Source organism: Mesorhizobium sp. M2E.F.Ca.ET.209.01.1.1 (assembly GCF_004010375.2).
Classification (GTDB): domain Bacteria; phylum Pseudomonadota; class Alphaproteobacteria; order Rhizobiales; family Rhizobiaceae; genus Mesorhizobium.
This window is the reverse complement of record NZ_SADP02000004.1, coordinates 170,869-197,347: the sequence shown is the minus strand read 5'-3', so window position 1 is coordinate 197,347 and position 26,479 is coordinate 170,869. Positions and strand designations below refer to the sequence as shown.

General features: G+C 63.8%; 25 protein-coding genes. 12 read left to right on the top strand and 13 right to left on the bottom strand.

Annotated features, from left to right (window positions below):
• Positions 1–27: 27 nt before the first annotated feature.
• The 3 genes from EN852_RS10045 to EN852_RS10035 form a co-directional block, all read right to left on the bottom strand.
• Positions 28–1,110 carry a TIGR01620 family protein gene (locus tag EN852_RS10045; RefSeq protein ID WP_127875152.1) on the bottom strand — a complete coding sequence of 361 codons (1,083 nt, stop codon included), beginning with the start codon at positions 1,108–1,110 and terminating at the stop codon, positions 28–30.
• A complete protein-coding gene (locus EN852_RS10040) occupies positions 1,107–2,573 on the bottom strand; it encodes a YcjX family protein (protein ID WP_127875153.1) in 1,467 nt (488 codons plus the stop codon). The genes EN852_RS10045 and EN852_RS10040 overlap by 4 nt, the downstream gene beginning before the upstream one ends.
• 62 nt (positions 2,574–2,635) lie before the next feature.
• Positions 2,636–3,139, bottom strand: coding sequence for a histidine phosphatase family protein (locus EN852_RS10035; RefSeq protein ID WP_127875154.1), 504 nt, complete (start codon positions 3,137–3,139; stop codon positions 2,636–2,638).
• A gap of 248 nt (positions 3,140–3,387) precedes the next feature.
• On the opposite strand from EN852_RS10035, the gene dksA reads away from it, so the two are divergent.
• Positions 3,388–3,804, top strand: a complete 417-nt coding sequence (gene dksA, locus EN852_RS10030) for an RNA polymerase-binding protein DksA (protein ID WP_040972254.1) — start codon at positions 3,388–3,390, stop codon at positions 3,802–3,804.
• A 107-nt stretch (positions 3,805–3,911) separates the two neighbouring features.
• Here dksA and EN852_RS10025 read toward each other — a convergent pair whose 3' ends face one another.
• Entirely contained in the window at positions 3,912–4,637 is a 726-nt protein-coding gene (locus EN852_RS10025; RefSeq protein WP_189545803.1) for a flagellar biosynthetic protein FliO, read from the bottom strand.
• 208 nt (positions 4,638–4,845) lie between these two features.
• On the opposite strand from EN852_RS10025, the gene EN852_RS10020 reads away from it, so the two are divergent.
• Together EN852_RS10020 and EN852_RS10015 are read left to right on the top strand one after the other, a co-directional pair.
• The gene (locus tag EN852_RS10020; protein ID WP_127875155.1) at positions 4,846–7,425 is read left to right on the top strand and encodes a PAS domain-containing sensor histidine kinase; all 2,580 of its coding nucleotides are present in this window, start codon (positions 4,846–4,848) and stop codon (positions 7,423–7,425) included.
• 143 nt (positions 7,426–7,568) lie between these two features.
• Positions 7,569–8,276 (top strand): DeoD-type purine-nucleoside phosphorylase, encoded by a 708-nt coding sequence (locus EN852_RS10015; protein WP_127875156.1) that lies wholly within the window; start codon positions 7,569–7,571, stop codon positions 8,274–8,276.
• On the opposite strand, the gene EN852_RS10010 is transcribed toward EN852_RS10015, so the two are convergent.
• A complete protein-coding gene (locus tag EN852_RS10010; RefSeq protein ID WP_127875157.1) occupies positions 8,273–8,578 on the bottom strand; it encodes a ribbon-helix-helix domain-containing protein in 306 nt (101 codons plus the stop codon). The genes EN852_RS10015 and EN852_RS10010 overlap by 4 nt on opposite strands.
• A 239-nt stretch (positions 8,579–8,817) precedes the next feature.
• Between EN852_RS10010 and EN852_RS10005 the strand changes: the two genes are divergently transcribed.
• The 3 genes from EN852_RS10005 to EN852_RS09995 all read left to right on the top strand — a co-directional run bounded on the left by EN852_RS10005 (position 8,818) and on the right by EN852_RS09995 (position 11,459).
• Complete coding sequence (locus tag EN852_RS10005) at positions 8,818–9,213, top strand: VOC family protein (RefSeq protein WP_127875158.1); 396 nt, start codon at positions 8,818–8,820, stop codon at positions 9,211–9,213.
• Between the two features lie 77 nt (positions 9,214–9,290).
• On the top strand, positions 9,291–9,839 hold the full coding sequence (locus EN852_RS10000; RefSeq protein WP_127875159.1) for a gluconate 2-dehydrogenase subunit 3 family protein: 549 nt from the start codon (positions 9,291–9,293) through the stop codon (positions 9,837–9,839).
• Between the two features lie 48 nt (positions 9,840–9,887).
• Positions 9,888–11,459 (top strand): GMC family oxidoreductase, encoded by a 1,572-nt coding sequence (locus EN852_RS09995; RefSeq protein WP_127875160.1) that lies wholly within the window; start codon positions 9,888–9,890, stop codon positions 11,457–11,459.
• A 162-nt stretch (positions 11,460–11,621) separates the two neighbouring features.
• On the opposite strand, the gene EN852_RS09990 is transcribed toward EN852_RS09995, so the two are convergent.
• The gene (locus EN852_RS09990) at positions 11,622–12,011 is read right to left on the bottom strand and encodes a hypothetical protein (RefSeq protein WP_127875161.1); all 390 of its coding nucleotides are present in this window, start codon (positions 12,009–12,011) and stop codon (positions 11,622–11,624) included.
• A gap of 308 nt (positions 12,012–12,319) precedes the next feature.
• On the opposite strand from EN852_RS09990, the gene urtA reads away from it, so the two are divergent.
• From urtA to EN852_RS09960, 6 genes are all read left to right on the top strand, one after another.
• Positions 12,320–13,630, top strand: coding sequence for an urea ABC transporter substrate-binding protein (urtA, locus tag EN852_RS09985; protein ID WP_127875162.1), 1,311 nt, complete (start codon positions 12,320–12,322; stop codon positions 13,628–13,630).
• A gap of 107 nt (positions 13,631–13,737) precedes the next feature.
• A complete protein-coding gene (urtB, locus tag EN852_RS09980) occupies positions 13,738–15,354 on the top strand; it encodes an urea ABC transporter permease subunit UrtB (protein ID WP_127875163.1) in 1,617 nt (538 codons plus the stop codon).
• A complete protein-coding gene (gene urtC, locus EN852_RS09975) occupies positions 15,351–16,574 on the top strand; it encodes an urea ABC transporter permease subunit UrtC (RefSeq protein WP_127875164.1) in 1,224 nt (407 codons plus the stop codon). The genes urtB and urtC overlap by 4 nt, the downstream gene beginning before the upstream one ends.
• 6 nt (positions 16,575–16,580) lie before the next feature.
• Entirely contained in the window at positions 16,581–17,327 is a 747-nt protein-coding gene (gene urtD / locus EN852_RS09970; RefSeq protein ID WP_127863838.1) for an urea ABC transporter ATP-binding protein UrtD, read from the top strand.
• Positions 17,328–17,397: 70 nt separating this feature from the next.
• Positions 17,398–18,093, top strand: coding sequence for an urea ABC transporter ATP-binding subunit UrtE (urtE, locus tag EN852_RS09965; protein ID WP_127875165.1), 696 nt, complete (start codon positions 17,398–17,400; stop codon positions 18,091–18,093).
• Positions 18,094–18,359: 266 nt separating this feature from the next.
• Positions 18,360–18,536: a hypothetical protein gene (locus EN852_RS09960; protein WP_095818617.1), complete on the top strand. Its 177-nt coding sequence runs from the start codon at positions 18,360–18,362 to the stop codon at positions 18,534–18,536.
• A 24-nt stretch (positions 18,537–18,560) separates the two neighbouring features.
• On the opposite strand, the gene EN852_RS09955 is transcribed toward EN852_RS09960, so the two are convergent.
• From EN852_RS09955 to EN852_RS09925, 7 genes are all read right to left on the bottom strand, one after another.
• Positions 18,561–19,706: a GGDEF domain-containing protein gene (locus tag EN852_RS09955; RefSeq protein WP_127875166.1), complete on the bottom strand. Its 1,146-nt coding sequence runs from the start codon at positions 19,704–19,706 to the stop codon at positions 18,561–18,563.
• Positions 19,707–19,817: 111 nt separating this feature from the next.
• Entirely contained in the window at positions 19,818–20,060 is a 243-nt protein-coding gene (locus EN852_RS09950; RefSeq protein WP_127875167.1) for a hypothetical protein, read from the bottom strand.
• Positions 20,061–20,396: 336 nt separating this feature from the next.
• On the bottom strand, positions 20,397–21,203 hold the full coding sequence (locus tag EN852_RS09945; protein ID WP_127875168.1) for a DUF72 domain-containing protein: 807 nt from the start codon (positions 21,201–21,203) through the stop codon (positions 20,397–20,399).
• Between the two features lie 27 nt (positions 21,204–21,230).
• Positions 21,231–21,689, bottom strand: coding sequence for a GNAT family N-acetyltransferase (locus EN852_RS09940; RefSeq protein ID WP_127875169.1), 459 nt, complete (start codon positions 21,687–21,689; stop codon positions 21,231–21,233).
• A 106-nt stretch (positions 21,690–21,795) separates the two neighbouring features.
• The gene (gene uvrA / locus EN852_RS09935) at positions 21,796–24,717 is read right to left on the bottom strand and encodes an excinuclease ABC subunit UvrA (protein WP_127875170.1); all 2,922 of its coding nucleotides are present in this window, start codon (positions 24,715–24,717) and stop codon (positions 21,796–21,798) included.
• Between the two features lie 786 nt (positions 24,718–25,503).
• Positions 25,504–25,785 (bottom strand): hypothetical protein, encoded by a 282-nt coding sequence (locus EN852_RS09930; protein ID WP_127875171.1) that lies wholly within the window; start codon positions 25,783–25,785, stop codon positions 25,504–25,506.
• A 79-nt stretch (positions 25,786–25,864) separates the two neighbouring features.
• Entirely contained in the window at positions 25,865–26,467 is a 603-nt protein-coding gene (locus EN852_RS09925; protein WP_127863845.1) for an ATP-dependent Clp protease proteolytic subunit, read from the bottom strand.
• Positions 26,468–26,479: the final 12 nt, after the last annotated feature.

The following is a 26,479-nucleotide window of genomic DNA, read 5'->3' as shown; positions in this document are numbered from 1 at the left end:
GCTCTGGCGGCGGTTTTCGCGTTTACCCTATTGCTCCGCCTGACCGTCTTTTTTGGCCGCGAAGGACGTCAGCGCCGAAAGGAAATCCCCGAGGCCCGGGCGCTTCACGGCGATGAACGGCAAGGGGCGGGCGGTTTCCATCGCCGCGATGCCGATGCGCGCCGTCATCATGCCGTTGACGACGCCTTCGCCGAGCTTTGCCGAGAGTTTCGCGGCAAGCCCATGGCCGACGATCTGCTGGACGAAACTGTCGCCGACCGCGATCGAGCCGGTCACCGCCAGATGCGCGAGCACGCCACGCGCCAGCCGAAAGAAGCCGAGTGTGCCTGGACGGCCGCCATAAAGCTCGGACAGCCGCCGGATCAGGCGGCCGGCCTCGAACACGACATAAGCGATGTCGACCAGCGCGCGAGGGCTGACGGCCGTTATGAGGGAGACGCGCTTCGCGGCCTCCAGGATCATGACTTTGGCGCGGGCATCGAGGGGCGACAGGATCTCTGTTTCGGCCAGTCGCACCAGATTGGCGCCGTCGATGATCTCGCCGCGCAATTCGGCAAGCGAACGGCGACCGGCCGCGGTCTCGGGCTTTGCGGCAACGAAGGCCGAAAGCTCGTCGACCAAGGCGCGCGCCGCCTTGGGATCGTCGCGCGCCACGGCATCCAAGGCCCGCTTCTGCATCTTTTCGACTTCGGCAAGGCGGGCAATGGCAAGGAATTCGCGGATGAGGATGACGAGCAGCGACAGCAACGCGATGGCCGCCATGCCGGCCGCCAGCCAGCCCAGCCATTCGGCGCGCGCGAACAGGTCGCGGATCAGCTGGTCGGCCCACAGGCCGACAGCTAGCGAGACGAGCGCCCCGACCGCGCCGAAGAACAGCCGAGCAAGCAGCGAGCGCTTTCGCGGCGCCACAGCCGGCGGCGGGGCTGCGGCCTCGATATCCGGTTCGTCGAAAACATCGACCTCGGAGGGGATCACCACCGCCACATCGGCCCTCGCGGCACGCGGCCGGCGCGCCGGCTGCTCCTCGGCGACGCGGCTTCGCGGTGGTTGCGGCGCCGCCTCCGCTTCGGGCTCGATGCGGAAGGCCGCCGGTTTGCGGGGAGCGGTCATGCCAGATGATCTCCGATCAGGAACTGCAGCGCGCGGTCGAGCCGGATATGCGGCAAGGACAGCGTGACGCCTTCGGCGGTGCGCTCGAGCTTCGGCGGACGGAAACGCACGAAGCGGATCGCCGGTTCGGCGCTGTCGGGCGATGATCCGGCGAACACCGTATCGACCTTTTCCGGCAAATCGCCCGGGAATATGGCAGTTTCGGCCTTGCCGTCGAACGTTTCGCCGTTGATCGTCTCGCCCTTCAGCGGCGTGCCGATGATGACCGGCAGCGTCTCGCGACCCTGCTTCACCGTACCTTCGCGGGTCGAGCGGACCGCGGCCATGGCAACGACATCGACGGCGGCGCCGCTGAAATTCGCCCGCGTCATGGCGCGGTCGGTCAGCCGGCGCACGATCGCCTGCAGCCGGTCATGGCTTTCATGGTGCAGATGATCCGCCTTCGTCGCGGCCACCAGGATGCGGTCGATGCGGCGCGAGAAGAAGTCGGTGAGGAAATTGCCGCGTCCGGGCCGGAAGCAGGACAGGATCTCGGTGACGGCGCGTTCCAGATCGGCCATGGCGGCCGGGCCGGCATTGAGCGCCTGCATGGCGTCAATCAGCACGATCTGCCGGTCTAGACGGGTAATGTGCTCGCGAAAGAACGGCTTGACGACATGCGTCTTATAGGCCTCGTAGCGGCGCTCCATCATCGCCTGCAGCGATCCGGAGCGCGGCCGGCCTTGCGCGAGCGTCATCAGCGGCGCGAAGGTCAGCGCCGGCGAGCCTTCGAGGTCGCCCGGCATCAGGAAGCGGCCGGGCGGCAGCGTCGACAGGGCGCGTTCGTCGAGCTTGCAGGCCTTGAGATAGGCGGCGAAGCTTTCAGCCAGGCGCCGCGCCGTCATCTCGTCCGCGTCGGCATCGGGATTGACAGTGGAAGCCAGCTCGCGCCAGTCCTGCGACAGGTCGGAGCGGACGGGCAGGGCGGCCAGCTCGACCGCTTCGCGCGAAAAATCGGCGAAGGATTTGCCGAGCAGCGGCAGGTCGAGCAGCCATTCGCCGGGATAATCGACGATGTCGACGGACAGTTTCCCGGCTGAAAACAACCGATTCCAGCCGGAAGCCGACTCGTACTCGATGGTGAGCCGCAGCTCGGAGATGGCGCGGGTCGAGTCCGGCCAGACGCGGTCGTTCACCAAAGCCGCGACATGATCCTCGTACTGGAAACGCGGAACGGCATCGTCCGGCTGCTCCTCGAGGAAGGCGCGGGCGATGCGGCCGGATTTCTGCGCTTCGAAGAGCGGCAGGCGTCCGCCATGAATGAGGTTGTGGACGAGGGCGGAGATGAACACCGTCTTGCCGGCGCGGGAAAGGCCGGTGACGCCAAGACGCAATGACGGGGAGAAGAGCCCGGCGGCGCGGCCCGACAGCGTGTCGAGCGCAATCCTCGCCTCGTCGGTGAAATTGGTCAGCGATGATGCCAAATCAGCCTCTGGTTGCGCGTCCGCGCCCGATATAGGCGCTGGGCCGGGCGTTTGAAATGGCCTCAGAGGTCGGCAGGCGTGAGAAAGGCTTCGAGGTAGCCGTTGCCCTGCGCCGCTTCGGCAAGATTGCCGGGAAAGCGCACCACGGCGAGGCCCGAGGTTGGAAAACCGTGCTTCATCATGCCGCGCGCTGCCTCGTCGCCGTCGCCCGACACTGCCATGGCCAGATCCTCGGTCATCGGATTGTGGCCGATCACCAGAAGCTGCTCGGCGCCGGCATTCTTGCGGATGATGTCGAGATAGCCGGCCGCATCCTCGCTGTAGAGCGTGTCGAAGAACAGCACCCGGCCGGTGTCGGTGCGCCCCGCCAGGCCTTCCAGCGTCTGCCGTGCCCGTTTGGCATTGGAGCAAAGCGTGACGTCCGGCACGTAGTTGCGAGCCCGCATGGCCTCTCCGATTGCCTCGGCGTCGGCAATGCCCGATTCGTCGAGCGGGCGGTCGAAATCGCGCACGCCGGGCAGCGCCCAGCCGGCTTTGGCATGCCGCAACAGATAAAGTCTGCTCAACCGGTCCCCCATGACGCTGCCTTCCTGGCAAAGCGCGATTAGTCACCAGAACCACGTCATGCACAATGGCCGGCGCGAGCAACTGCAACGAATCATGTGCGAATTCGTTTTATGCCGTTGAAACAACGTCGTTGCCGGAGCTGCCGATGCGAGACTAACAATTGCGTGAAACTGTCGCCGATAGCGCTTGTGCAGGCTCTTGTCCCCGAATATATAGGCGCCAAATTTGGGGTTGTTGGGTGAGTCGAATGAACGACATCGTTACCGCCGATTACGTACCCTCCGAAGACGAGCCGTTCATGAACGAACGGCAAAAATCGTACTTCCGCCAGAAGCTCATCACCTGGAAGAACGACATCCTTCGCGAAGCGCGTGAAACTCTCGAAATCCTGCAGCAGGAAAACGCCAACCACCCCGACCTGGCCGATCGCGCCTCCTCCGAAACCGACCGCGCCATCGAATTGCGCGCCCGCGATCGCCAGCGCAAGCTCATCTCCAAAATCGACTCCGCGCTCCAGCGCATCGACGAAGGCACCTACGGCTATTGCGAGGAAACCGGAGAGCCGATCGCGTTGAAGCGGCTTGATGCGCGTCCGATCGCAACGTTGTCGATCGAGGCACAGGAGCGTCACGAGCGCCGCGAGAAGGTCTATCGCGACGACTGACGCGAACTGGGCAGGGAAACGAACAACAAAAATGGCCGGATTTCCGGCCATTTTTTGTTTCGGTGCCAAGGGGGAGAATAGCTGACCCGCAGGCAGTTGCCGTTGGGTCAGCGCTTGTGGCTGCCCAGTTCGCCAAGGAGCCTGGTCATCTCGTCGTCGAGCGAAGGCTTGGCCGCTGGCTTGTTTGCCGCCGGCGGCTGGGAATGCTGATCGTCGAGAGAGGTCTCGAGTTCGTGCATCAGCGTGTCGTCAATGGAATCGTTCGAGGGCGGCGGCGGATACCTGGTACTGCCGTTGGTCGTCCCGTAGCCCGGCAGCGGCATGAGCTTCGCCGTCGGCTGGCTCGGCGCCGCCGGCTTGGGCGCCTGAGCAGGCGCCGGGGGGCGCGGGCGTGTGGCGGCAGCTGGCTGGGTGGCTGGCGGCGGCGCCTGCCTGGCAGGTGCGGGCGCAGGCGCCGGTTGCGGCGCGCGCGGGCGTGCGGCGGCGGTTGCCTGCTGCTGGCCGCTGTCGCCGGTCAGCGCCGGGCGGCGCGGCGCCGCCAGCCTGATATCGCGCTCGACCACGACATCGGTCGGCCCGCCGATCAGGATCAGGTGCTCGATGTCGTCGCGGCGCACCAGCACCAGCCTGCGATGGCTGTCGACGGCGGTGGCGTCCATGACCGCGAGACGCGTCTTGCGGTTCCTGCCGCCGGCCACGAAAGTGCCGAAGGTCAGGTTGCGCACAACCTTGATGACGAGCAGGACGACGACGAGCAGAATGAGCGCTGCAAACGTCCACAGGATTGCAGCGACATAACCCGGACCCGCCACGCTATCCAGCCACTGCAGCATCGGTGCACCCAATCGCCTCTTGAGGTCAGGCGACACTAGACCGCGGTGGCGGCCCGCCGCAAGTTCACATCACCCATCGTGAACAGTTTGAAACATGAATCATTGATTTTATCGGACATTTGCCGCCGGGGCCTTTTCCGTTACAGGAGAATGTGATTCAACCGGCCGTCCGCGCCCGTCGGACACCGGAATCACGAGCAGGGGGAACATGGCCAAGGAAGCGCGCGGCGATTTCTATCCGGTACCGATCGTCGACCAGAACACGCGTCCGGGCGCCGTCACCAGGCTCATCGTCTTCATTGTCGTCCTGACCGGCGCCGCGATCGTCTTCGGGCTTTTCCGTGAGCGGCTCGGCGATCCTTTCCTGCTCGGCATGCTCGGCGTGCTCGCCATGATCGGCGTCGGCTTCCTGTTCGCGACCGCGATCGGCTTCGTGCAGATCGCGCCACGCTCGACCGGCGACGAATTGTCGAAAGCCTTTGTCGACTCGATGTCGCAGGGCCTGCTGGTGACCGACACCAAGGGGCGCGTCGTCTACGCCAACCGCGCCTATGCCGACATGACGGGTGCCGCCTCGGCGGCCGACCTCAAGACTGTCGAAGGGCTGTTGTCGGATGTTCCCGAGGCCTCGATGACGATCTACAGGCTGGCGTCGGGCCTGCGTGACGGCCAGGCGGGCGACGGCGAGTTCCGGCTGGCGCAGTCGATCAAGCCTGGCGCCGAACCTGGCGCGCGCTGGTACCGAGCGCGTGCCCGCGCCTTCAGCATGCCCGGGCAAAGACTGCCTATGCTGGCCTGGCAGCTCGCCGACATCTCGCAGGAACGGGCGGAGCAGGAGCGTTTCTTCCTCGACCTGCAGAAAGCCATCGACCATCTCGACCATGCGCCGGCCGGATTCTTCTCGGCCGACCAGGAGGGTCGCGTCACCTATATCAACGCCACGCTTGCCGAGTGGCTGGGCATCGACCTTGCCTCCTTCACGCCGGGCGCCATCACGCTGCCGGAAATCATCGCCGGCGACGGCATGGCGCTGGTCCGTTCGGTCAAGGCCGATCCCGGCACGACCCGCAACGCGGTCATCGACCTCGACCTCACCACCATGAGCGGCCAGGCGCTGCCGGTGCGGTTCATGCACCGGGTTTCGGCAAGCCGCGAAGGCGTAAACGGCCCGACCCGCACGATCGTGCTCAACCGCACCCAGGGCGAGGACGCTTCCGCGGAACTCAGGGCCTCCGAAGTCCGCTTCACCCGCTTCTTCAACTCGACGCCGATGGCGATTGCCGGCGTCGACGCGAGCGGGCGCATCCTGCGCACCAACGCGCCGTTCCTGCAGCTGTTTTCGTCCGTGGTCGACCGCGACGCCGTCGACCGGCGGGTGCGCTTCGAGACCATCGTCCACGAGCGCGACCGGCCGGCCTTTGCCGCCGCCTTCGAGAAGGCCCGGCAGCGGCAGGCCAATATCGAGCCGATCGACTCCGTGCTGCCCGGCAATGAGGAACGCCATATCCGCTTTTACGTGAATGCCGTCGCCGACAGCGCGGGCGGCGAGGGCGCCGAGGAATCGGCGATCGTCTACGCGGTCGAGACCACCGAGCAGAAGGCGCTCGAGGGCCAGATGGCGCAGAGCCAGAAGATGCAGGCGGTCGGCCAGCTTGCCGGCGGCATCGCGCACGACTTCAACAACGTGCTCACCGCCATCATCATGGCGTCCGACCTTCTGTTGACCAACCACCGGCCGTCGGATCCGTCCTTCCCCGACATCATGAACATCAAGCAGAACGCCAACCGGGCGGCCTCGCTCGTGCGGCAGTTGCTGGCCTTCTCGCGCAAGCAGACGCTGCGTCCGGAAGTGCTCAACCTGACCGATGTCCTGGCCGATCTCAGGATGCTGCTCGCCCGGCTGGTCGGCAACGACATCAAGCTCAAGATCGACCATGGCCGCGACCTGTGGCCGGTCAAGGTCGATATCGGCCAGTTCGAGCAGGTGGTGGTCAATCTCGCCGTCAATGCGCGCGACGCCATGCCGAGCGGCGGCGACCTCACGGTGCGCACGCGCAACGTCACGGCGGACGAGTGCAAATCCTTCGCCTATCGCGAGCTGACGCCGGCCGATTATGTGCTCGTCGACGTCGAGGACACCGGCAGCGGCATCGCGCCCGACGTGCTGAAGAAAATCTTCGAGCCGTTCTTCACGACCAAGGAAGTGGGCAAGGGCACGGGCCTCGGCCTGTCGATGGTCTACGGCATCATCAAGCAGACCGGCGGCTTCATCTTTTGCGATTCCGAAGTCGGCAAGGGCACGGTGTTCCGCATCTTCCTGCCGCGCCACATCGCCGAGGCAAAGAAGCAGCCCGAGCCCGGCGAGGCACCAGCGGCCGCGGCGCCGGCCAAGCCGGCCGACACCGCGAAAGACCTTTCCGGTTCGGCCACCGTGCTCCTGGTCGAGGACGAGGACGCGGTGCGCATGGGCGGTGTGCGGGCGCTGACCTCGCGCGGCTACACCGTGCATGAGGCGTCGTCCGGCGTCGAGGCTCTGGAAGTGTTCGAGGCGCTCGGCGGCAAGGTCGACATCGTTGTGTCTGACGTTGTGATGCCGGAGATGGATGGACCGACATTGCTCGGCGAGCTGCGCAAGCGCCAGCCCGACATCAAGTTCGTGTTCGTTTCGGGATATGCCGAGGACGCGTTCGCGAAGAACCTGCCGGCCGACGCGCATTTCGGCTTCCTGCCGAAACCGTTCTCGCTCAAGCAACTGGCGACGATCGTCAAGGACGTGCTGGAATCGTAGTGTGGTTTCGTCGGTGAACCGCTCCATCTCTTTTGTTTTTGACGCAATTCCCTGGAATTGCTTTTAAAACAGCTACTGCTTGCACATTGCGGCGGCCCTGCCATGATGGCAACTGGATGGATCTATCATGGGGGTGGTAGCGCGTGACGCCGCATATCGAGGCGGGCAGGGGCGATTATGCCGAAACGGTGCTGTTGCCGGGTGACCCCGAGCGCGCCCAATGGATGGCGGAGACCTTTCTCCATGGACCGCGCTGCGTCAACCGCCGAAGGGGCGCGCTGGGCTTCACCGGCCGGTTCCGCGGCAAGCCGGTCAGCATCCAGGCGACCGGCATTGGCGTTTCATCCTTCCTGATCTACGCCCATGAATTGCTCGACCATCATGGCGTGAAGACGCTGATACGCACCGGCACCAGCGGCGGCTTGTCGGAAGATGTGCCCTTGCGCGGGCTCGTCATCTCCAGCGAAGTGCGGGCAGAGAGCGCGATCAGCGGACAGGTGTTCGGACTTTACCAGCCGGCGGGACCGGATCCGGCGCTGCATGCGCTGGCGCTGCGACGCGCGGCCGATCTCGGCATCGCCTGCAGCGCCGGACTGACGATCTGCAGCGACGTGTTCCACCATCCCGACGGCCGCGCGCGCTTCGACGAGCCGAGGGCGCTCGGCGCGCTGGCTGTCGATATGGAGACCAGCGCCCTCTATCGGATTGCCGCGCAGTTCGGGGCGCGGGCACTGTCGCTGCTCACCGTGGTCGATCACGTCGCCACCGGCGAGCTGACGGACTATTCGGAGCGCCAGGCCCTCTTCACCGACATGACCCGGCTGGCGCTCGAAGTCGCGGCAGAGAGTTAGGCGGCTTCCCGCTTCAACGCGGTCTGCTCCTCGGCGCTGGGCCGGTGGCCCCGCAGATAGAGCGCGCAGGTCGTGCGCAGCATGGAAGCGAAATTCGGGATCTGCCCGTTGATCTCGATCGCCTCGTCATAGAGCTTCGAGATGAATTTCGGTGTCGTCAGTCCCTGGCTGTCGGCGATCTCGTCAAGCAGACCCCAGAACGTCGCCTCGAGCTGGATGCTGGTCGAATGACCGTCGATGCGGATCGATCGGTTGATCTGCCGGTAGCCTTCCGGGTCTTGCCCGGCGAAGACTCTGCACATCGGTACCTCCCGTTTTTGTTTGTCTTGGGCGCCGATCGAGTGAGCCGACGCCTTTTTGAACACTGCCTGCGCTGTTGATCTTCGATCCGATAGCCGCCGACGGCAATCAGACTTTCGTCCTTACGCGTGGCGAGACTACCCGTTTTCAAGCCGCACGCGTGGTAATCGGCTGCCACCACCATTTTTCGCCGGCGCGCATAATCGGCTTCGAAAAGCATGAAGAGCTCACGGAGTCCGATTTGGCGAAGACGATCCATTCCATGATCAGGGTTCTCGACGAGGCGCGTTCCGTCGATTTCTACAACAAGGCCTTCGGCCTCGAGGTCGCGCAGCGGCTCGATTTCGAGACCTTCGCGCTCATCTATCTCAGCAATGGCGACTCGCCTTTCGAGGTGGAGCTGACGGTGAACAAGGGGCGTACCGAGCCTTATGCGCTGGGCGACGGCTACGGCCATCTCGCCGTTTCGGTCGCCGATCTCGACAGCGAGCATGACCGGATCGGCGCGCTGGGCTTCAATCCGAAGAAGATCGTCGAGTTCAACCACGGCGGGGCGCTGATCGCCCGCTTCTTCTTCATCGAGGATCCCGACGGCTACAAGATCGAGGTCCTGCAGCGGGGAGGGCGCTTCAAATAGGGGATATTTCGCCGCGGAGAGGCGCGGCGCCAGCAACGGCGCTCTCACGGGCGCGAACAGCAAGCAGGGAGGAAATCATGGTTACAGTCTACGAGAAGAAACCGGGTTACGGGAAGAAAGCCGGGCTTTCGCGGCGCGAGCTTCTGAAGCGCGGCGGCGCCGGCGCGCTGCTCATCATATCGGGCAGCGCCGTCATCAGCCCCGAACACGCCTGGGGTCTCGAAACCTCGGCGCTGAAGCCCGAGACGATGGCGACGCTTATCCAGATGGCGCGCGATATCTACCCGCATGACCAGGTGCCGGACAAATATTACGCCATCGCCGTCAAGGGTCATGACGAGACGGCCGCCAAGGACCCAGCCCACAAGGAATTGATCGAGAAAGGCATCGCCGACCTCGACAAGAAGGCCGGCAAGGGCGGCTATCGCGGGCTTGGCTGGGAGGAGCAGCGGGTAGCGCTGCTCACCGGCATCGAGAAGACGCCGTTCTTCCAGGCGGTGCGCGGCGGTCTCGTCGTCAGCCTCTACAACCAGAAGGAGCTGTGGCCGATCTTTGGCTACGAAGGCGAGTCTTATTCCAAGGGCGGCTACATCGCACGCGGCTTCAACGACATCGAGTGGCTGTAGGCCGCTCTGCCCTGAAGCGCATTTCGACAGATTTCATGGGAGGAAACCATGGCAGCATCATTTGATCTCAAGAACGACGGCGTGGTCGTGATCATCGGCTCCGGCGCCGGCGGCGGCACGCTCGGCAACGAACTGGCGCAGAAAGGCATCGACGTCGTCATCCTGGAGGCGGGCGCCCGCCACGAATATGAGGACTTCATCAACGACGAGTGGGATTCCTTTGCCCAACTCGCGTGGAAGGACAAGCGCACCACCTCGGGCGACTGGCGCGTGGCCAAGGATTTCCCGAACCTGCCGGCCTGGATCGTCAAATCGGTCGGCGGCTCGACCACGCACTGGGCTGGCGCCTCGCTGCGCTTCCAGGAGCATGAGTTCAAGGCGGCAACGACCTACGGCAAGGTCAAGGGCGCGAATCTCCTCGACTGGCCGGTGACGTTGGCCGAGATGGAGCCCTATTACGCCAAGGCTGAAGCCAAGATGGGCGTCACCGGCACCAACAACTGGCCGCGGCTGCCCGGCAACAACAATTTCAAGGTGCTCAAGGCCGGCGCCGACAAGCTCGGCTACAAGGAATGTCATACCGGCAACATGGCCATCAATTCGGTGGAGCGCGACGACCGTAATTCCTGCCAGCAGACCGGCTTCTGCTTCCAGGGCTGCAAATGGGGCGCCAAATGGTCGACGCTCTACACCGAGATCCCGAAGGGCGAAGCGACTGGGCATCTCGAGGTGCGGCCGAACTCGATGGTGATCAAGATCAACCATGACGCTTCCGGCAAGGTGACCGGCGTCGTCTATGCCGACAAGGACGGCAAGCTGCAGGAACAGAAGGCCCGCATCGTCGCCGTCGCCGGCAATTCGATCGAGAGCCCGCGGCTGCTTCTCAATTCGGAATCGTCCAAATTCCCGCACGGGCTCGCCAACTCGTCCGGGCAGGTGGGCAAGAACTACATGCGCCACACCACCGGCTCGGTCTACGCCATCTTCGACAAGCCGGTGCACATGTATCGCGGCACCACCATGGCCGGCATCATCCGCGACGAGGCGAGGCATGATCCCTCACGCGGATTCGTCGGCGGCTATGAGATGGAGACGCTGTCGCTCGGCCTGCCATTCATGGCGGCCTTCCTCAACCCCGGCGGCTGGGGCCGCTCCTTCACCACGGCGCTCGACCATTACGACCATATGGCGGGCCTGTGGATCGTCGGCGAGGATATGCCGCGCGAGGAGAACCGCATCACGCTGCACAAGGATGAGAAGGACGAGCACGGCATGCCGATCGCCGACGTCCATTTCGACGATCATCCGAACGACGAGGCAATGCGCAACCATGCCTACAGCCAAGGCCAGGCGCTTTACGCCGCGGTCGGCGCGACCAGGACTTTCCCGACGCCGCCTTATCCTTCGACCCACAATCTCGGCACCAACCGGATGAGCGAGAAGGCGGAAGACGGCGTCGTCAACAAGCACGGCCAGTCGCACGACATCAAGAACCTGTTCGTCTCCGACGGCAGCCAGTTCACCACCGGCGCCGCGGAGAACCCGACGCTGACTATCGTGACGCTGGCGATCCGCCAGGCCGACTACATCGCCGCGCAGATGTCGGCCAAGACTATCTGAAGCGGTTCGGCGTTACCGCCGACCCGCTTCAGCTATTTTTGTTTGACGCAATTCCGGACGGAAAACCGCTGAGCACTTTTCCTGGATTGCGTTTGTCCTCCCGACTGCCTGCTGGCGCGGAATCCAAACGGGTTCCGCGCCTTTTTTGTATGAAGCCGGGGGCTATCTTCTGGTGCAGGTCGAGGCGGTGAAGGCGCCGTCCTGCTGCTTCATGATGATGTCGAAGGAGGGGCCGCTGGGGTCGTCGAGCGTCGCCTGAGTCATCGAGATCGAATTGCCGCCGCTGGTGTAGCCGCCGAGCGGACCAAGCCAGGTGATCTCGCCATTGGGGTTCATCTGGTAGTCGTAGGCTTGCGGCGCGGCGCCGAAGGTCACCGGGCCGCTATAGAGGTTGCCCTTGATGGTGATCACGCCGAGGTCGAGGAACAGGCCGAGCAGATAGACCTCGCAGTGATAGGCGCCGTCGGGCAGCTTGCCGTCGGTGAAATCGGCTTGCGCGCCGCCGGCGGCGGACAGGAGAATCAGGAAGCTCAGGATCGTTCGCAGGGCCATGACGTCGCTCGTTTGCGCAGCGACCTTGCCCCATTTTGCCCCGGCCCTGCAACAAGTCGGATCAGCCAGTCTTTCGCCTACATGATGAAATTTGAGGCATTTTTACCATTTGGGTAGAAACTAGGCAGCGCTGCGTAAACTTTTCTCAATCTGGTCGCGGGCCGGCAGATCGGAAAGTTTCCCGGCTACTGGATAACCACCTGTAATCTCATCGTTATCCCGCAATTCCCTTGCGTGCATTCCCGTCTGGCACGTCGCTTGCACAGTCTATGCTGCGATGCAAACAATCACGCTTGGGAGAGTGTCATATGAGGGGTAACTTCGCGAAAATAACAAGAATCCTGTCGGCGGGTGTCGTCGCGGCCGGCCTGCTGGCGTCGGCTTCCGCCAAGGCGGCGGAAGACACGATCAAGGTCGGTATCCTCCATTCGCTGTCGGGGACCATGGCGATTTCGGAGACGACGCTGAAAGACGTCATGCTGATGCTTATCGACGAGCAGAACGCCAAGGGCGGCCTGCTCGGCAAGAAACTGGAAGCCGTGGTCGTCGACCCGGCGTCCAACTGGCCGCTCTTCGCCGAAAAGGCGCGTGAGCTGATTTCCAAGGACAAGGTCGCCGCCGTGTTCGGCTGCTGGACCTCGGTGTCGCGCAAGTCGGTGCTGCCGGTGTTCTCGGAACTCGACAACATCCTGTTCTATCCCGTCCAGTATGAGGGCGAGGAGAGCGAGCGCAACGTCTTCTACACCGGCGCGGCGCCGAACCAGCAGGCCATCCCGGCCGTCGACTACCTGATGAGCGCCGATGGCGGCTCGGTGAAGCGCTGGGTGCTCGAAGGCACCGACTATGTCTATCCGCGTACCACCAACAAGATCCTCGAAGCCTATCTGAAGTCGAAGGGCGTGCCGGCTGAGGACATCATGGTCAACTACACGCCGTTCGGCTTTTCCGACTGGCAGACCGAGGTCTCGGCGATCAAGAAGTTCGGCTCGGCCGGCAAGAAGACGGCGGTTGTGTCGACCGTCAATGGCGATGCCAACGTGCCGTTCTACAAGGAACTCGGCAACCAGGGTATCAAGGCCGAAGACATCCCGGTCATGGCCTTCTCGGTCGGCGAGGAAGAGCTTGCCGGTCTCGATACCAAGCCGCTGGTCGGCCATCTCGCCGCCTGGAACTATTTCGAGAGCGTCAACACGCCCGAGAACAAGAAGTTCATCGCCGACTGGCACAAGTTCATCAAGAACAACAAGCGCACCACCAACGACCCGATGGAAGCCCACTATATCGGCTTCAACATGTGGGTGAAGGCGGTCGAGAAGGCCGGCACCACCGATCCGGACAAGGTCATCGACGCCATGGTCGGCGTCTCGGTGCCGAACCTGACCGGCGGCTATTCGACGATGATGCCGAACCACCACATCACGAAGCCGGTGCTGATCGGTGAAATCCAGGCCAACGGCCAGTTCCAGACGGTCTCGAAGACGCCCGGCCTGGTGATGGGCGACGAATGGTCCGACTACCTGCCCGATTCCAAGGACCTGATTTCCGATTGGCGCGCGCCGCTCAGCTGCGGCAACTTCAACGTCAAGGCCGGCAAGTGCGGCGGCAAGGGCACCAACTGATCCTCCCCGGGCTGGATCATCAGGTCCATGCCCAAGACTGCGTGCGTCCGGACGGTTTCCTCCACCGTCCGGACGCCCATTAAACCCTCAACGGTCACCAAATACCGATGAAGATCTTTCGTGCGATTGGCCTCACGCTTTTGTTCCTGCTGACGACGCTGTCGTCCTCGGGCGCTGCGGAAGCCGATCTGCGTGCCATCATCGCCAAATTCGCGACAGCTGCGGACTTTTCCGAGACTGGAGTTATCGTTCGCGAGTTGACCGCCACAGGCGATCCGGCTGTCGAACGGCCGCTTGCTGCATTGGCGGAAGGCAATCTTTACATTCGCGCCGCCGACTCGATGGTGTTTGTCGGCAAGGAAGGAAGCGACAGCATCCAGCTTTTCGACCCGCTGAGCGGCGAGGCAGCGGGTGAGGCTTCCGCAGATGACTTAACCCAGATCGGCGTCAACAACACCTTGCGCCGCACCATCCGCGATGCATTGGGCACGTTGACGCTTGGTTCCAAGGATCCGACTGTCCGCATCGCCGCCGCCAACACTATGTTCAAGACACCTGATGCCGCCAACATCGAGCCGCTCGACGCAGCGATCGCCAGTGAATCCGTGCCGAGCGTCAAGGCTTTGCTGGAGCAGGCGCGTGGCGCTTCCATACTGGTTTCGGACAAGCCCGATGCGGACAAGCTCGCCGCAATTGCCTTGATCGGTGCGCGTGGCGACCGCGACGCGCTCTCGCTCCTCACCTCCGTCGAGGCTAACGCCTCCGGGGTGGTCAAGGAAGCTGCGACGGCCGCAATCGCGAGTATCAATTCGACGCTGGCGCTTTGGGATGCCGGCCAGAACATCTGGTACGGCATTTCGCTCGGCTCGGTCCTGCTGCTCGCGGCGATCGGGCTCGCCATCACCTTCGGCGTCATGGGCGTCATCAACATGGCGCATGGCGAGATGGTTATGCTCGGCGCCTATACCACATTCGTCGTCCAGCAGGTGATCCGGACCTCGTTTCCCGGCCTGTTCGACTGGTCGCTGGTGATCGCGCTGCCGCTCGCCTTCCTGGTCGCGGCGCTTGTCGGGCTCGCGATCGAGCGCGGCATCATCCGCTTCCTCTATGGCCGTCCGTTGGAGACGCTGCTCGCCACCTGGGGCGTTTCGCTGATCCTGCAGCAGGCGGTGCGCACCATCTTCGGGCCGACCAACCAGGAGGTCGGCAACCCGTCCTGGATGTCCGGCTCGTTCGATATCGGCCAGCTCGCGATCACCTGGAACCGGCTGTGGATCCTGGTGTTCGCGCTTGCGGTGTTCGGCGTCCTGCTCTACGTCATGAAGCGCACCCCGTGGGGCTTGCAGATGCGCGCCGTGACCGCCAATCGGCGCATGGCCGCCTCGATGGGCATCAAGACGCCCTGGGTCGACGCACTGACCTTCGCTTTGGGCTCCGGCATTGCCGGCATCGCAGGCGTGGCGCTCAGCCAGATCGACAACGTGTCGCCCAATCTTGGCCGCGGCTACATCATCGACAGCTTCATGGTCGTGGTCTTCGGCGGTGTCGGTAATCTCTGGGGCACGCTGGTCGGCGCCTTCTCGCTCGGCATCGTCAACAAGTTCCTCGAACCCTATGCCGGCGCGGTGCTCGGCAAGATCGTCGTCCTGGTGCTGATCATCCTGTTCATCCAGAAGCGCCCGCGCGGCCTGTTCGCGCCGAAGGGCAGGGCGGTGGAGGCATGATCGCGCAGCGCTTCTTTTCCGCCGACCATCGCATTGCCATTACGATCGTCGCGCTGCTCGCGGCAGCCGTCATCGTGCCGCTGCTCAACCTCGCGGTGTCGCCGCAAAGCGCTTTCTATATCCCGCCCTACATCGTGGCGCTGGTCGGCAAATATCTCTGCTACGCGCTTCTGGCCCTCGCGCTCGACCTGGTCTGGGGCTATTGCGGCATCCTTTCGCTCGGCCACGGCGCCTTCTTCGCGCTCGGCGGCTATGCGATGGGCATGTATCTGATGCGCCAGATCGGTTCGCGCGGCGTCTACGGCAATCCGATCCTGCCCGACTTCATGGTGTTCCTGAACTACAAGGAACTGCCCTGGTTCTGGTACGGCTTCGACCATTTCTGGTTCGCGGCGCTGATGGTGCTGGCCGTGCCGGGCCTGCTTGCCTTCGTCTTCGGCTGGTTCGCCTTCCGCAGCCGCGTCACGGGCGTGTATCTCTCGATCATCACCCAGGCGATGACCTATGCGCTGCTGCTCGCCTTCTTCCGCAACGACATGGGCTTCGGCGGCAACAACGGCCTGACCGATTTCAAGGACATTCTCGGCTTCAGCGTGCAGGCGGACGCGACGCGCTCGGCGCTGTTTGCGGCGAGCGCCGTCACCCTGGCGCTTGGCGTCTTCGTGACCGCGGCCATCGTGCGCTCTAAATACGGCAAGCTGCTGATGGCTGTGCGCGATGCCGAGAGCCGTACCCGTTTCCTCGGTTGGCGGGCCGAGAACGTCAAGCTGTTCGCCTTCACCGTCTCGGCAATCATGGCCGGCATCGCCGGCGCGCTCTACGTGCCGCAGGTCGGCATCATCAATCCCGGCGAATTCGATCCGGCGAACTCGATCGAGGTGGTGATCTGGACCGCCGTCGGCGGGCGCGGCACCATCGTCGGGCCGATCATCGGCGCGCTGCTCGTCAATGCCGGCAAGTCCTGGTTCACCGGCGTGCTGCCGGAATTCTGGCTGTTCGCGCTGGGCGGGCTGTTCGTCGCCGTCACGCTGCTCTTGCCCAAAGGCATCGTCGGCATGTGGGATGCCTGGCGCGGCCAGGCCAAGGCGCTGCGTGCGGCTTCGCTTGCGGCGGAGGCCGGCACCGATCCGCAGGCGCCGGAGCCAAAGATCGTTCGCTCGGCGGCAAGGACGCCCGGCGCCTGGTCGGCCACCGGCCCCGAACCGCAGCCGGCGGAGTGAGCGGTCATGAGCAAGTCGAACACCATCCTCTATCTCGACGGCGTGTCGGTCTCCTTCGACGGTTTTCGCGCCATCAACAATCTGTCGCTGGTGCTCGACAAGGGCGAGATGCGGGCGATCATCGGACCCAATGGCGCCGGCAAGACGACGATGATGGACATCGTCACCGGCAAGACGCGGCCGGACGAGGGCGAAGTCTTCTTCGACGGCCAGGTGGATCTCACCCGCCATGACGAAGCCGAGATCGCCATGATGGGCATCGGCCGCAAATTCCAGAAGCCTACCGTCTTCGAGAGCCACAGCGTCGAGGACAACCTGATGCTGGCGCTGAAGGGCCCGCGCTCGATCTTCCCGGCGCTGTTCCATCGCCGCTCCGCGGCCGAGGCGCGACGCATCGACGACATACTCGGCATCATCCGTCTCGGCGACAAGCGCGACGAGCTCGCCGCCAATCTCAGCCATGGCCAGAAGCAATGGCTGGAGATCGGCATGCTCTTGGCGCAGGACCCGAAGCTCTTGCTCGTCGACGAGCCGGTCGCCGGCATGACCGATGCCGAAACCGAGGAGACCGCGCGCCTGCTCAAGGACATCGCCCGCGACCATTCGGTGGTGGTCGTCGAGCACGACATGCATTTCGTGCGCGAGCTCGGCGTCAAGGTCACCTGCCTGCATGAGGGCTCGGTGCTCTCGGAAGGCACGCTCGACTTCGTCTCGGCGGACGAGCGCGTCGTCGAAGTCTATCTGGGGCGCTGAGCATGGTCTGGCGGGTTCCGTTCCACCGTTTCGATTTCGCCTTCCTGAAGCGCTGGAGAAGGGGCTGACCATGCTCGAAGTCTCCAACGCCACACTTCACTATGGCGCCGCCCAGGCGCTGCGCGGTGTCTCGCTGAAGGCGGGCGCCGGCAAGATCACTTGCGTGCTCGGCCGCAACGGCGTCGGCAAGACCAGTTTGATGAGATCGATCGTCGGCCACCACCGGCTGACGAGCGGAAGCGTTGCCTTCGAGGGGAAGGCGCTCGACCGGAGCGCGGCGTATGACCGCGCCCGGTCGGGCATCGCATTCGTGCCGCAGGGCAGGGAGATTTTTCCCCTGCTGACGGTGCGCGAGAACCTGGAATCCGGTTTCGCGCCGCTCAGGCGCGCAGACCGCAACATCCCGGCCCATGTCTTCGAGCTGTTTCCGGTGCTGAAGCAGATGCTTGGCCGCCGCGGCGGCGACCTGTCTGGCGGGCAGCAGCAGCAACTCGCCATCGGCCGAGCGCTGGTGATGCGACCCAAGCTGCTGGTGCTCGACGAGCCGACCGAAGGCATCCAGCCATCGATCATCAAGGATATCGGCCGCGCCATCCGCTATCTGCGCGACCAGGCGGGGATCGCCGTGCTTCTGGTCGAGCAATATCTCGACTTCTGCCGCGAGCTTGCCGACGAGGTCAACATCATGGATCGCGGCCAGATCGTGCATACGGGCCCGGCCGAGGATCTCGACCGGGCGGATGTGCGGAAGTTCCTGACAGTTTAAAATAGCTGCTCGACTTCGACCGACACCGCGAACCGATAGTAAGCTTAATATTTCTCCCGCGCGCCCCTGCCCAACTCTGGCGCGGCGAACGCCGCATGCTAGTCTTTTCTTGGCCTTGGTGAGTCGGCCGCTTTCCGTGCCAGTCGCGAACGAGGGGGAAGGCGCGCGAACTCCGCCCGCAAGTTCCACGCAAGCAAGTCGGCCTAGCTTTCCCCGCAGTGATTGTCGGTCAATGCGTCCAAGAAGAATCTTGCCAGGGGATGGCGATGGAACGTTTTGTCGAGGACTATCAGAAGCGGCGCCTCACGGAGCGCGTCGATATCATGACCGCGATCAACATCCTGATGTCGCAAGGCTATGACGAGGATGATTTGATCGGCGAAATGACCAAGGTTTTTTACGTCGACCTTGATGCCTTCAACGACGTGATTGCCCACCACTGAGAGTGAGCAGGCGGCCGGAAAAGGTCACCCGGCGAGGCGGAAGTCCAGGACACGATTGCGGCCGGCGCGCTTGGCGGCATAGAGCGCCTTGTCGGCGGCGCTGAGCACTTTGTCGAAGCTCATGCCCTCGCTGCTGCCGAAGGCGAAGCCGGCGCTGACCGTGCAGCGCAGCGGCCCGGCCTCGGTCTGAACAATGCGCGCCGCGAGCGCGGCCCTGACACGTTCGGCTGCCGCTTCGGCTGTCTCGGGCAGGGTGCGTTTCAGAACCATGGCGAATTCCTCGCCGCCCATGCGGGCGACGGAGTCGGTGGAGCGCAGATCGGCGGAAAGCACCTCGGCAAAGACCTTGAGCAGCTCGTCCCCGGCGGCATGACCGAACTCGTCATTGATCGCCTTGAAGCCGTCGAGGTCGAACACGACCACAGCGGTGAAGGTGCTGACCGGCGTCTTGCCGTGCAGGTCGAACAAAGCGCGGCGGTTGAGAAGGCCGGTCAAGGCATCGGTTTGCGCCTCGCGCTGATGGTGGCGGGCGAGCCGACCCTGGTTGAGCGCCAACGACAATGCGCCGATACCGGTCATGGAGGCGATCACGATGACGAGGCTCAGATCCTCCGCCCAATTGCTCGGCGCGTGACCGAGAACCAGTTTGCCATCCCACGCCAGCACGGCCGCGCACAGCACGAAGGATGCCGCGGTCAGTGAATAGAGCAGCGACACGCCAATGAGATGGACGGGCGCCTCGGCGCGGCCCCGCCAATATTCATAGGCGGTGCCGAACAGGAGCAGCGCGGCCAGAGCGTTTTCCAGCATGAAGCCCAGGCCGTCATAGCCGAGCGCCATGGGCGGCAGCGCGAGAGCATAGGAAATTGCGACGCCAAGCGCTGTAAGCGGCACGGGCGAGCGCCTGGTCCTGAATTGATGGGCAGCCCCCAGCATGACCGAGAAGCCCAGCAGCAGCACCCCCAGCGTCAGCACGCCAAGGGCCGTTCCTGGCGCCTTGATATAGGCGTCGTAGGCAAACACTTCGCACACCACGACCAGCACGCTGATCGCCCAGGTCAAAAGGAACTTGTCGGAACGGGCGGCCAGCCAGGTTCCAAACAGCGTGAGGCTGAGGCAAGCGGCGGAGAAGCCTACGGCCAGAAGCAATGAATTGTAGTCGAGCAGCATGCACGCGTCCTTGCCGGCGCCGGGCTTCTGCAACCTGACGTAGGTACCATTAGTGGAGCAAGGAAGTATCGATTACGTTACGATCGCCGCGAAGATGCGAGGATTCCTGCGTTATAGGATCATTACCGACAACAGCAGGATAAGGCCGATCGCCATCATCGCCAGACCCGGCCAATTCTGCGACAGGCCGAGGAAACCAAGCCCGCGCCGTCGCGGCTCCAAAGTCGGTCCCGATGTTGCCAAGTTCGGCGCCGGACGAGGTGCTGGATTACTCAGTCGTCCGCGCCTCAGAGTGGCGCCTGCCATGTCCACGACGCCTGCAATGGTAAGCAAGGCACCGAGGATGACGATCATCTTTCCTCGCTCCTTTCCGACGCTGCGGGACTTGGCAAGCGCTTCGCGAGGTGGCTGCGTCCCGTTCCGACCTTCAGCAGCTGTTGCGACTTCGCAGCTGTCTCCCGCGGTCGGCCGCTGAGACAGAACGGTCAAGACGGCCGGCAGGTTCCGACAAGCCGACGGCCGATTAGCGTCGCATGGCGCGCCGAACAAAACTCTGGCGTTTGAACTACGGCCGCTGTGGAGGGCCGCAGCTCTAAAGCATGTCTCCCGGAAACCGGTTTCGGGATAAAGACATGCGTAAAATCAAAGATCTAAAGCGCATGGAGCGAGTCCGAAGGATCGCGACGCGCTTTAGGCTGTGACCCGCTTCATCAGCGCCATGGCACCGAAGGGCGCGCGCACCTTGCCTTCGGTGATGAAGTAGGCGAACACGTCGCGCGGCTTGACCGGCGCATCGGTCTTGGGATCCGCGCGCGGCAGGTCGCCGGGTTGCTTGCCCTCCGCCCAGGTCTTCACCCGTCCCGCCCATTCGTCGAGGCCTTTCGGCGTGTAGCAGTCGGGGTTGTCGTCGCTGCCGGTCTGCAGCCGCGCATAGACGAAGTCGCCGGTGACGTCGGCGATCGCCGGATATTTGGCATGGTCGGCATAGACGATGGCGGCGTTGTATTTTCGGGCGAGCGCCGGGAATTCCGGCACGATGAAGCTGTCATGGCGGACCTCCAGCGCATGGCGCAGCGGCACACCGTCCTGCTTCTCGGGCAGAAGTTTGAGGAACGCCTCGAAATCGTCGGCGTCGAATTTCTTGGTCGGCGCGAACTGCCACAGGATCGGGCCGAGCTTGTCGCCGAGCGCGGCAACGCCGGAGCCGAGGAAGCGCATCACCGATTCACCGGCTTCGCCGAGCACGCGGCGGTTGGTGACGAAGCGGTTGCCCTTGAGCGAGAAGACGAAGCCCTCGGGCGCGTCGTTGGCCCATTTCACGAAGGTCGGTTCCTTGAAGCTGGAATAATAGGTGCCGTTGACCTCGATGCTCGGCACCTGGCGGCTGGCGTAGTGCAGCTGCTTGGCCTTGGCGAGCTTCTCCGGATAGAAGGAGGTGTCCCAGGGCTCGAAAGTCCAGCCGCCCATGCCGGCGCGGATTTTTCCTTGGACAGTCATCGTTTTCCTCCTCCGTTTGAACTGCGATCAGGCCACTCGGTCGACCGGCTTCACCATGTCGACCAGCGTCCATCCTGGCCGGTATGGATTGGCGCGGCGACCCGTTTCGCGAAAACCGTAGGCCGCATAGAGCGCGATGTTCCGCTCCATGCGCGAATTGGTGTAGAGCCGCACCTCCGGCACGCCCCATGACCGCGCCTGCTCGTCGGCGAAGTCGAGCAATTTGATGCCGAGCTTTTTGCCCTGGAAAGCCGGCGCGACGGCGACGCTGAAGATCATGGCGTGGTCGGGATGACGTTCCAGAACGATCAATCCGGCGAGCTTTGAGCCTTCTTCCAGCAGCCACACCTCGCCGCGCTCGATGCGCGGCGTATAGTCCTCGGTGACCGGGATCGGCGGCCCACCGAAGATGGCCGTGTAAGGCGCATAGGCATCCGTGGTTAGCGCAACGACGGCCGCGAGGTCTTCGGGGCGGCCCAGTCTCATGATTGGTCCACTCCAGCAGCGGCCGTGACAACCTTCTTCATCGCGGCAGCCGTGGTCGCGACGGCTTCGAAGCAGCTTTCGATGGAGACCAGGCCGTTACCTGCCATCACTCAGCCGCTTCGCGTTTGCCTCCGGGGCGCCGTTCCAGAAGCTCCTTCAGGAACTGGCCGGTGTAGCTGCGCTTCTCGCGCACGATCGCTTCCGGCGTGCCCGAGGCGACCAGCTCGCCGCCGCCGTCGCCGCCTTCGGGACCGAGATCGAGAACCCAGTCGGCGGTCTTGATCACCTCGAGATTGTGCTCGATGACCACCACCGTGTTGCCCTGGTCGACCAGCTCATGCAGCACTTCGAGCAGCTTCGCCACATCGTGGAAGTGGAGGCCGGTGGTCGGCTCGTCGAGGATGTAGAGCGTCTTGCCTGTCGCCTTGCGCGACAGTTCCTTGGCGAGCTTGATGCGCTGCGCCTCGCCGCCCGACAAAGTCGTCGCCTGCTGGCCGATATGGATATAGCCGAGGCCGACCTGCTTCAGCGTCTCCAGCTTGTCGCGCACGCCGGGCACCGCCGAGAAGAACTCGACGCCTTCCTCGACCGTCATGTCGAGCACGTCGGCGATCGACTTGCCCTTGAAAAGCACGTCCAGCGTTTCGCGGTTGTAGCGCTTGCCGTGGCAGACGTCGCAGGTGACGTAGACGTCGGGCAGGAAGTGCATCTCGATCTTGATGACACCGTCGCCCTGGCAGGCTTCACAGCGGCCGCCCTTGACGTTGAAGGAGAAGCGGCCCGGCTGGTAGCCGCGCGCCTTGGCCTCGGGGAGCCCGGCGAACCAGTCGCGGATCGGCGTGAAGGCGCCGGTATAGGTCGCCGGGTTGGAGCGCGGCGTACGGCCGATCGGCGACTGGTCGATGTCGATGACCTTGTCGAGAAACTCCAGCCCTTCGATGCGGTCGTGCTCGGCCGGATGCTCGCGCGAACCCATGATGCGGCGCGAGGCCGCCTTGAACAGCGTCTCGATCAGGAAGGTCGACTTGCCGCCGCCCGACACGCCGGTGACCGCCGTGAAGGTGCCGAGCGGGATTTCCGCCGTGACGTTCTTCAGATTGTTGCCGCGCGCGCCGACGACTTTTATCCGCCGGTTCTTCTTGGCCTCGCGGCGCGCCGCGGGTGTGGCCACTTCAAGCTCGCCCGACAGGTATTTGCCGGTGATCGAGGCGGGTGTCGCCATGATTTGCTGCGGCGTGCCCTGCGCTATGATGCGGCCGCCATGGATGCCGGCGGCCGGGCCGATGTCGACGACATAATCGGCATGCAGGATGGCGTCCTCGTCATGCTCGACGACGATGACCGTGTTGCCGATGTCGCGCAGGTGCTTCAGCGTGTCGAGCAAGCGCGCATTGTCGCGCTGGTGCAGGCCGATCGACGGCTCGTCCAGCACATAGAGCACGCCGGTGAGGCCCGAGCCGATCTGCGAGGCCAGCCGGATGCGCTGGCTCTCGCCGCCTGACAGCGTGCCGGAGTTGCGCGACAGCGTCAGATAGTCGAGGCCGACATCGTTGAGGAAGCGCAGCCGCTCGCGGATCTCCTTGAGCACGCGCACCGCGATCTCGTTCTGCTTCTCGTTCAGCTGCGCCGGCAGGTCGGTGAACCACTGGTCGGCCTTGCGGATCGACAGCTCGGTCACTTCGCCGATGTGCTTGCCGCCGATCTTCACCGCCAGCGCCTCCGGCTTCAGCCGGTAGCCGTTACAGGCGGGGCAGGGGGTGGCCGACATGAAGCGCTCGATCTCCTCGCGCATCCAGGCCGATTCCGTTTCCTTCCAGCGCCGGTCGAGATTGGGGATCACGCCCTCGAAGGTCTTGGTCGTCTTGTAGGAGCGCAGGCCGTCATCATACTGGAAGGTGATCTCGCGCTCGCCGGTGCCATGCAGCACGGCTTCTTTCGCCTGGGCGCTCAGATCCTTGAACTTGTCGCCAAGCTTGAAGCCATAGGCCTTGCCCAGCGCTTCAAGCGTCTGCGCGTAATAGGGCGAGGTCGACTTCGCCCATGGGCTGATGGCGCCGTCGCGCAGCGAGATGTTCTCGTCCGGCACGACGAGGTTGGGATCGATGGCGCGCTGGCTGCCGAGACCGTCGCAGGTCGGGCAGGCGCCGAACGGGTTGTTGAAGGAGAACAGCCGGGGCTCGATCTCGGGAATGGTGAAGCCGGACACCGGGCAGGCGAATTTTTCCGAGAACAGGATGCGCTCATGCGTCTCGTTCTTCGACTTGTTGACCGAGTCCTCGCCGGTCAGGCTGGCGTCGAGCGGCCGGTCGGCGAACTCGGCCACGGCAAGGCCGTCGGCGAGCTTCAGCGCGGTTTCCATCGAATCCGCGAGCCTGGTCGCCAGATCGCCGCGCACGACGATGCGGTCGACGACGACGTCGATGTCGTGCTTGTACTTCTTGTCCAGCGCCGGCACGTCGGCGATCTCATAAAAGACGCCGTCGACCTTGACGCGCTGGAATCCCTTCTTCTGCAACTCAAGCAGTTCCTTGCGGTATTCGCCCTTGCGGCCGCGCACGATCGGCGCCAGCAGATAGAGACGCGTGCCTTCGTCCAACGCCAGCACGCGGTCGACCATCTGGCTGACGGTCTGGCTCTCGATAGGCAGACCGGTGGCCGGTGAATAGGGGATGCCGACACGCGCGAAGAGCAGGCGCATGTAGTCGTAGATTTCGGTGACGGTGCCGACCGTGGAGCGCGGGTTGCGCGAGGTGGTCTTCTGCTCGATCGAGATGGCGGGCGACAGGCCGTCGATCTGGTCGACGTCCGGCTTCTGCATCATCTCCAGGAACTGCCGGGCATAGGCCGACAGGCTCTCGACATAGCGGCGCTGGCCCTCGGCATAGATGGTGTCGAAAGCGAGCGACGACTTGCCGGACCCCGACAGTCCAGTCATGACGATCAGGCTGTCGCGCGGCAGGTCGAGATCGATATTCTTGAGATTGTGTTCGCGCGCCCCGCGAATGGAAAGATATTTATGGTCGGCCATCGCCGGTCGCCGCCTCAGATCTGGAATTTGCTGGATTGGGCGGGTTCGTCCCGGCCATCCCCTATGTAGGTATTTTTGCCGCCACGTCGAGAGACACCACAATCTCGACGGAAGAAGCCAATCCTGGGTTTAACCGCCTTTCCCGCGAGCGAGCAAGCGGAAAGAACAAAGACCGAACATGCTCCTGACAAAGCGTTGTGGAAACAATCGCGCAAAGCGTCGCGAAGACAGGTGCCGCCGATGCCTGCGTCGTTGATTCACGGAGCCACTCGACTTACCCGTACGTAACCTCCCGGTGATCACATTTTTCGGTAACCGGCTATTCAACGGTTGACGCCGGCGACTCACGGGGGCAGTCTCAAAGGCGTCAACGAAGCCGGCCGTCTTTCGATGGCCTCGCCGCCCAACTGGCGACCTGCGAGACGCCGCAGGTGATAGCGATTAGCGCTTCGAACGACATTGTCGCAACGGACCCAGGAGCGGAGCATGACGCCACCGGACAGTCCCTTGAGGCTCCACACGGAGATGGAGCCGCGGCGGGCATAAGTGCCAGGGCAGACTTGAAACGCCAGCCCGACAAACCGTGACTTGCCGATTCCCTACAATCAGAGACCATAGTCGGATCGTCGGCCGAACGCCGCGTTGCATCCGAAACAGAACGCCGGCAGTCCACTCCCGGCTAAAGTTGGATTTTTGGATCCATGAAGCCCCATCCGTCTGCTCAGCAGGGATGGGGCTTATATTTTGGGGGGTGGGTTCAGCCTTACGGGCAGGGGTCGAGAACGCTCAGTGGTTCGGAATCCTGGTGCCGCCCGTCGCCATGTCAACGGTGATGCTGCCGCCGATCCTGACATCGGTGTTGCCGATCTTGAACGAGCCGTCGCTGCTGGCGGGCTGCGCGTCATCCGGCTCGGGCTGCGGCGCCGGCTTGGCGATGCGGTAGTTGTCGCTGACGCCGGGCAGTTTTTGCGTCGAGCTGTCATCGGCAAGCGCTGTGCCGGCTATCAGCGCGGCGGCAAGAGCGGCGAGGGTGGCGCATAAATGTCTGGGCTGAACGGACCTGATCATGCGCGGACTATATTGACGCAACTGGAGCGATGCCAGACGCGCAGCGATCAAATTGCTGCCGCGCGTCCGCCCCGCGATGTCAGGCCGCTTTCTTGCGCGTGTCGTAGACGTGGTCGACGAGGCCCCATTCCTTGGCTTCCGCGGCGCTCATGAAATAGTCGCGGTCGAGCGTGCGCTCGACCTCTTCGTAGGTGCGCCCGCAATGCCTGGCGTAGAGCTCCGTCATATGCTGCTTGGTGCGCACGATGTCCTCGGCATGGCGCTGGATGTCGGAGGCCTGGCCCTGGAAACCGCCTAGCGGCTGGTGCAGCACGATCCTGGTGTTGGGCAGGGCGATGCGCCGTCCCGGCGTGCCGGCCATCAGGAGAAACGAGCCCATAGAGGCGGCGAAGCCCATGCAGACCGTCGACACCGGACAGGAGATGTATTGCATCGTGTCGTAGATGGCGAAGCCGCTGGTCACCATGCCGCCGGGCGAGTTGATGTAGAGCGATATCTCCTTGTCGGGATGGTCGGACTCCAGCGACAGCAACTGCGCGCAGACCAGCGCCGACACGGTGTCGTTGATCTCGCCGTTGATGAAGACGATGCGCTCGCGCAGCAACCGCGAAAAGATATCGAAGGAACGTTCCCCGCGGCTCGATTGCTCGATCACCATCGGCACGAGATTGGCAATGCTCATGACGGATGTCCT

Bases quoted from the DNA above. Each gene is read 5' to 3' on its own strand.
- EN852_RS10045 (WP_127875152.1), bottom strand. From the start codon at position 1,110: ATGACCGCTCCCCGCAAACCGGCGGCCTTCCGCATCGAGCCCGAAGCG.
- dksA (WP_040972254.1), top strand. From the start codon at position 3,388: ATGAACGACATCGTTACCGCCGATTACGTACCCTCCGAAGACGAGCCG.
- EN852_RS10025 (WP_189545803.1), bottom strand. From the start codon at position 4,637: ATGCTGCAGTGGCTGGATAGCGTGGCGGGTCCGGGTTATGTCGCTGCA.
- EN852_RS10020 (WP_127875155.1), top strand. From the start codon at position 4,846: ATGGCCAAGGAAGCGCGCGGCGATTTCTATCCGGTACCGATCGTCGAC.
- EN852_RS10010 (WP_127875157.1), bottom strand. From the start codon at position 8,578: ATGTGCAGAGTCTTCGCCGGGCAAGACCCGGAAGGCTACCGGCAGATC.
- EN852_RS10000 (WP_127875159.1), top strand. From the start codon at position 9,291: ATGGTTACAGTCTACGAGAAGAAACCGGGTTACGGGAAGAAAGCCGGG.
- EN852_RS09995 (WP_127875160.1), top strand. From the start codon at position 9,888: ATGGCAGCATCATTTGATCTCAAGAACGACGGCGTGGTCGTGATCATC.
- EN852_RS09990 (WP_127875161.1), bottom strand. From the start codon at position 12,011: ATGGCCCTGCGAACGATCCTGAGCTTCCTGATTCTCCTGTCCGCCGCC.
- urtA (WP_127875162.1), top strand. From the start codon at position 12,320: ATGAGGGGTAACTTCGCGAAAATAACAAGAATCCTGTCGGCGGGTGTC.
- urtB (WP_127875163.1), top strand. From the start codon at position 13,738: ATGAAGATCTTTCGTGCGATTGGCCTCACGCTTTTGTTCCTGCTGACG.
- urtC (WP_127875164.1), top strand. From the start codon at position 15,351: ATGATCGCGCAGCGCTTCTTTTCCGCCGACCATCGCATTGCCATTACG.
- urtD (WP_127863838.1), top strand. From the start codon at position 16,581: ATGAGCAAGTCGAACACCATCCTCTATCTCGACGGCGTGTCGGTCTCC.
- urtE (WP_127875165.1), top strand. From the start codon at position 17,398: ATGCTCGAAGTCTCCAACGCCACACTTCACTATGGCGCCGCCCAGGCG.
- EN852_RS09960 (WP_095818617.1), top strand. From the start codon at position 18,360: ATGGAACGTTTTGTCGAGGACTATCAGAAGCGGCGCCTCACGGAGCGC.
- EN852_RS09955 (WP_127875166.1), bottom strand. From the start codon at position 19,706: ATGCTGCTCGACTACAATTCATTGCTTCTGGCCGTAGGCTTCTCCGCC.
- EN852_RS09950 (WP_127875167.1), bottom strand. From the start codon at position 20,060: ATGATCGTCATCCTCGGTGCCTTGCTTACCATTGCAGGCGTCGTGGAC.
- EN852_RS09945 (WP_127875168.1), bottom strand. From the start codon at position 21,203: ATGACTGTCCAAGGAAAAATCCGCGCCGGCATGGGCGGCTGGACTTTC.
- EN852_RS09940 (WP_127875169.1), bottom strand. From the start codon at position 21,689: ATGAGACTGGGCCGCCCCGAAGACCTCGCGGCCGTCGTTGCGCTAACC.
- uvrA (WP_127875170.1), bottom strand. From the start codon at position 24,717: ATGGCCGACCATAAATATCTTTCCATTCGCGGGGCGCGCGAACACAAT.
- EN852_RS09930 (WP_127875171.1), bottom strand. From the start codon at position 25,785: ATGATCAGGTCCGTTCAGCCCAGACATTTATGCGCCACCCTCGCCGCT.
- EN852_RS09925 (WP_127863845.1), bottom strand. From the start codon at position 26,467: ATGAGCATTGCCAATCTCGTGCCGATGGTGATCGAGCAATCGAGCCGC.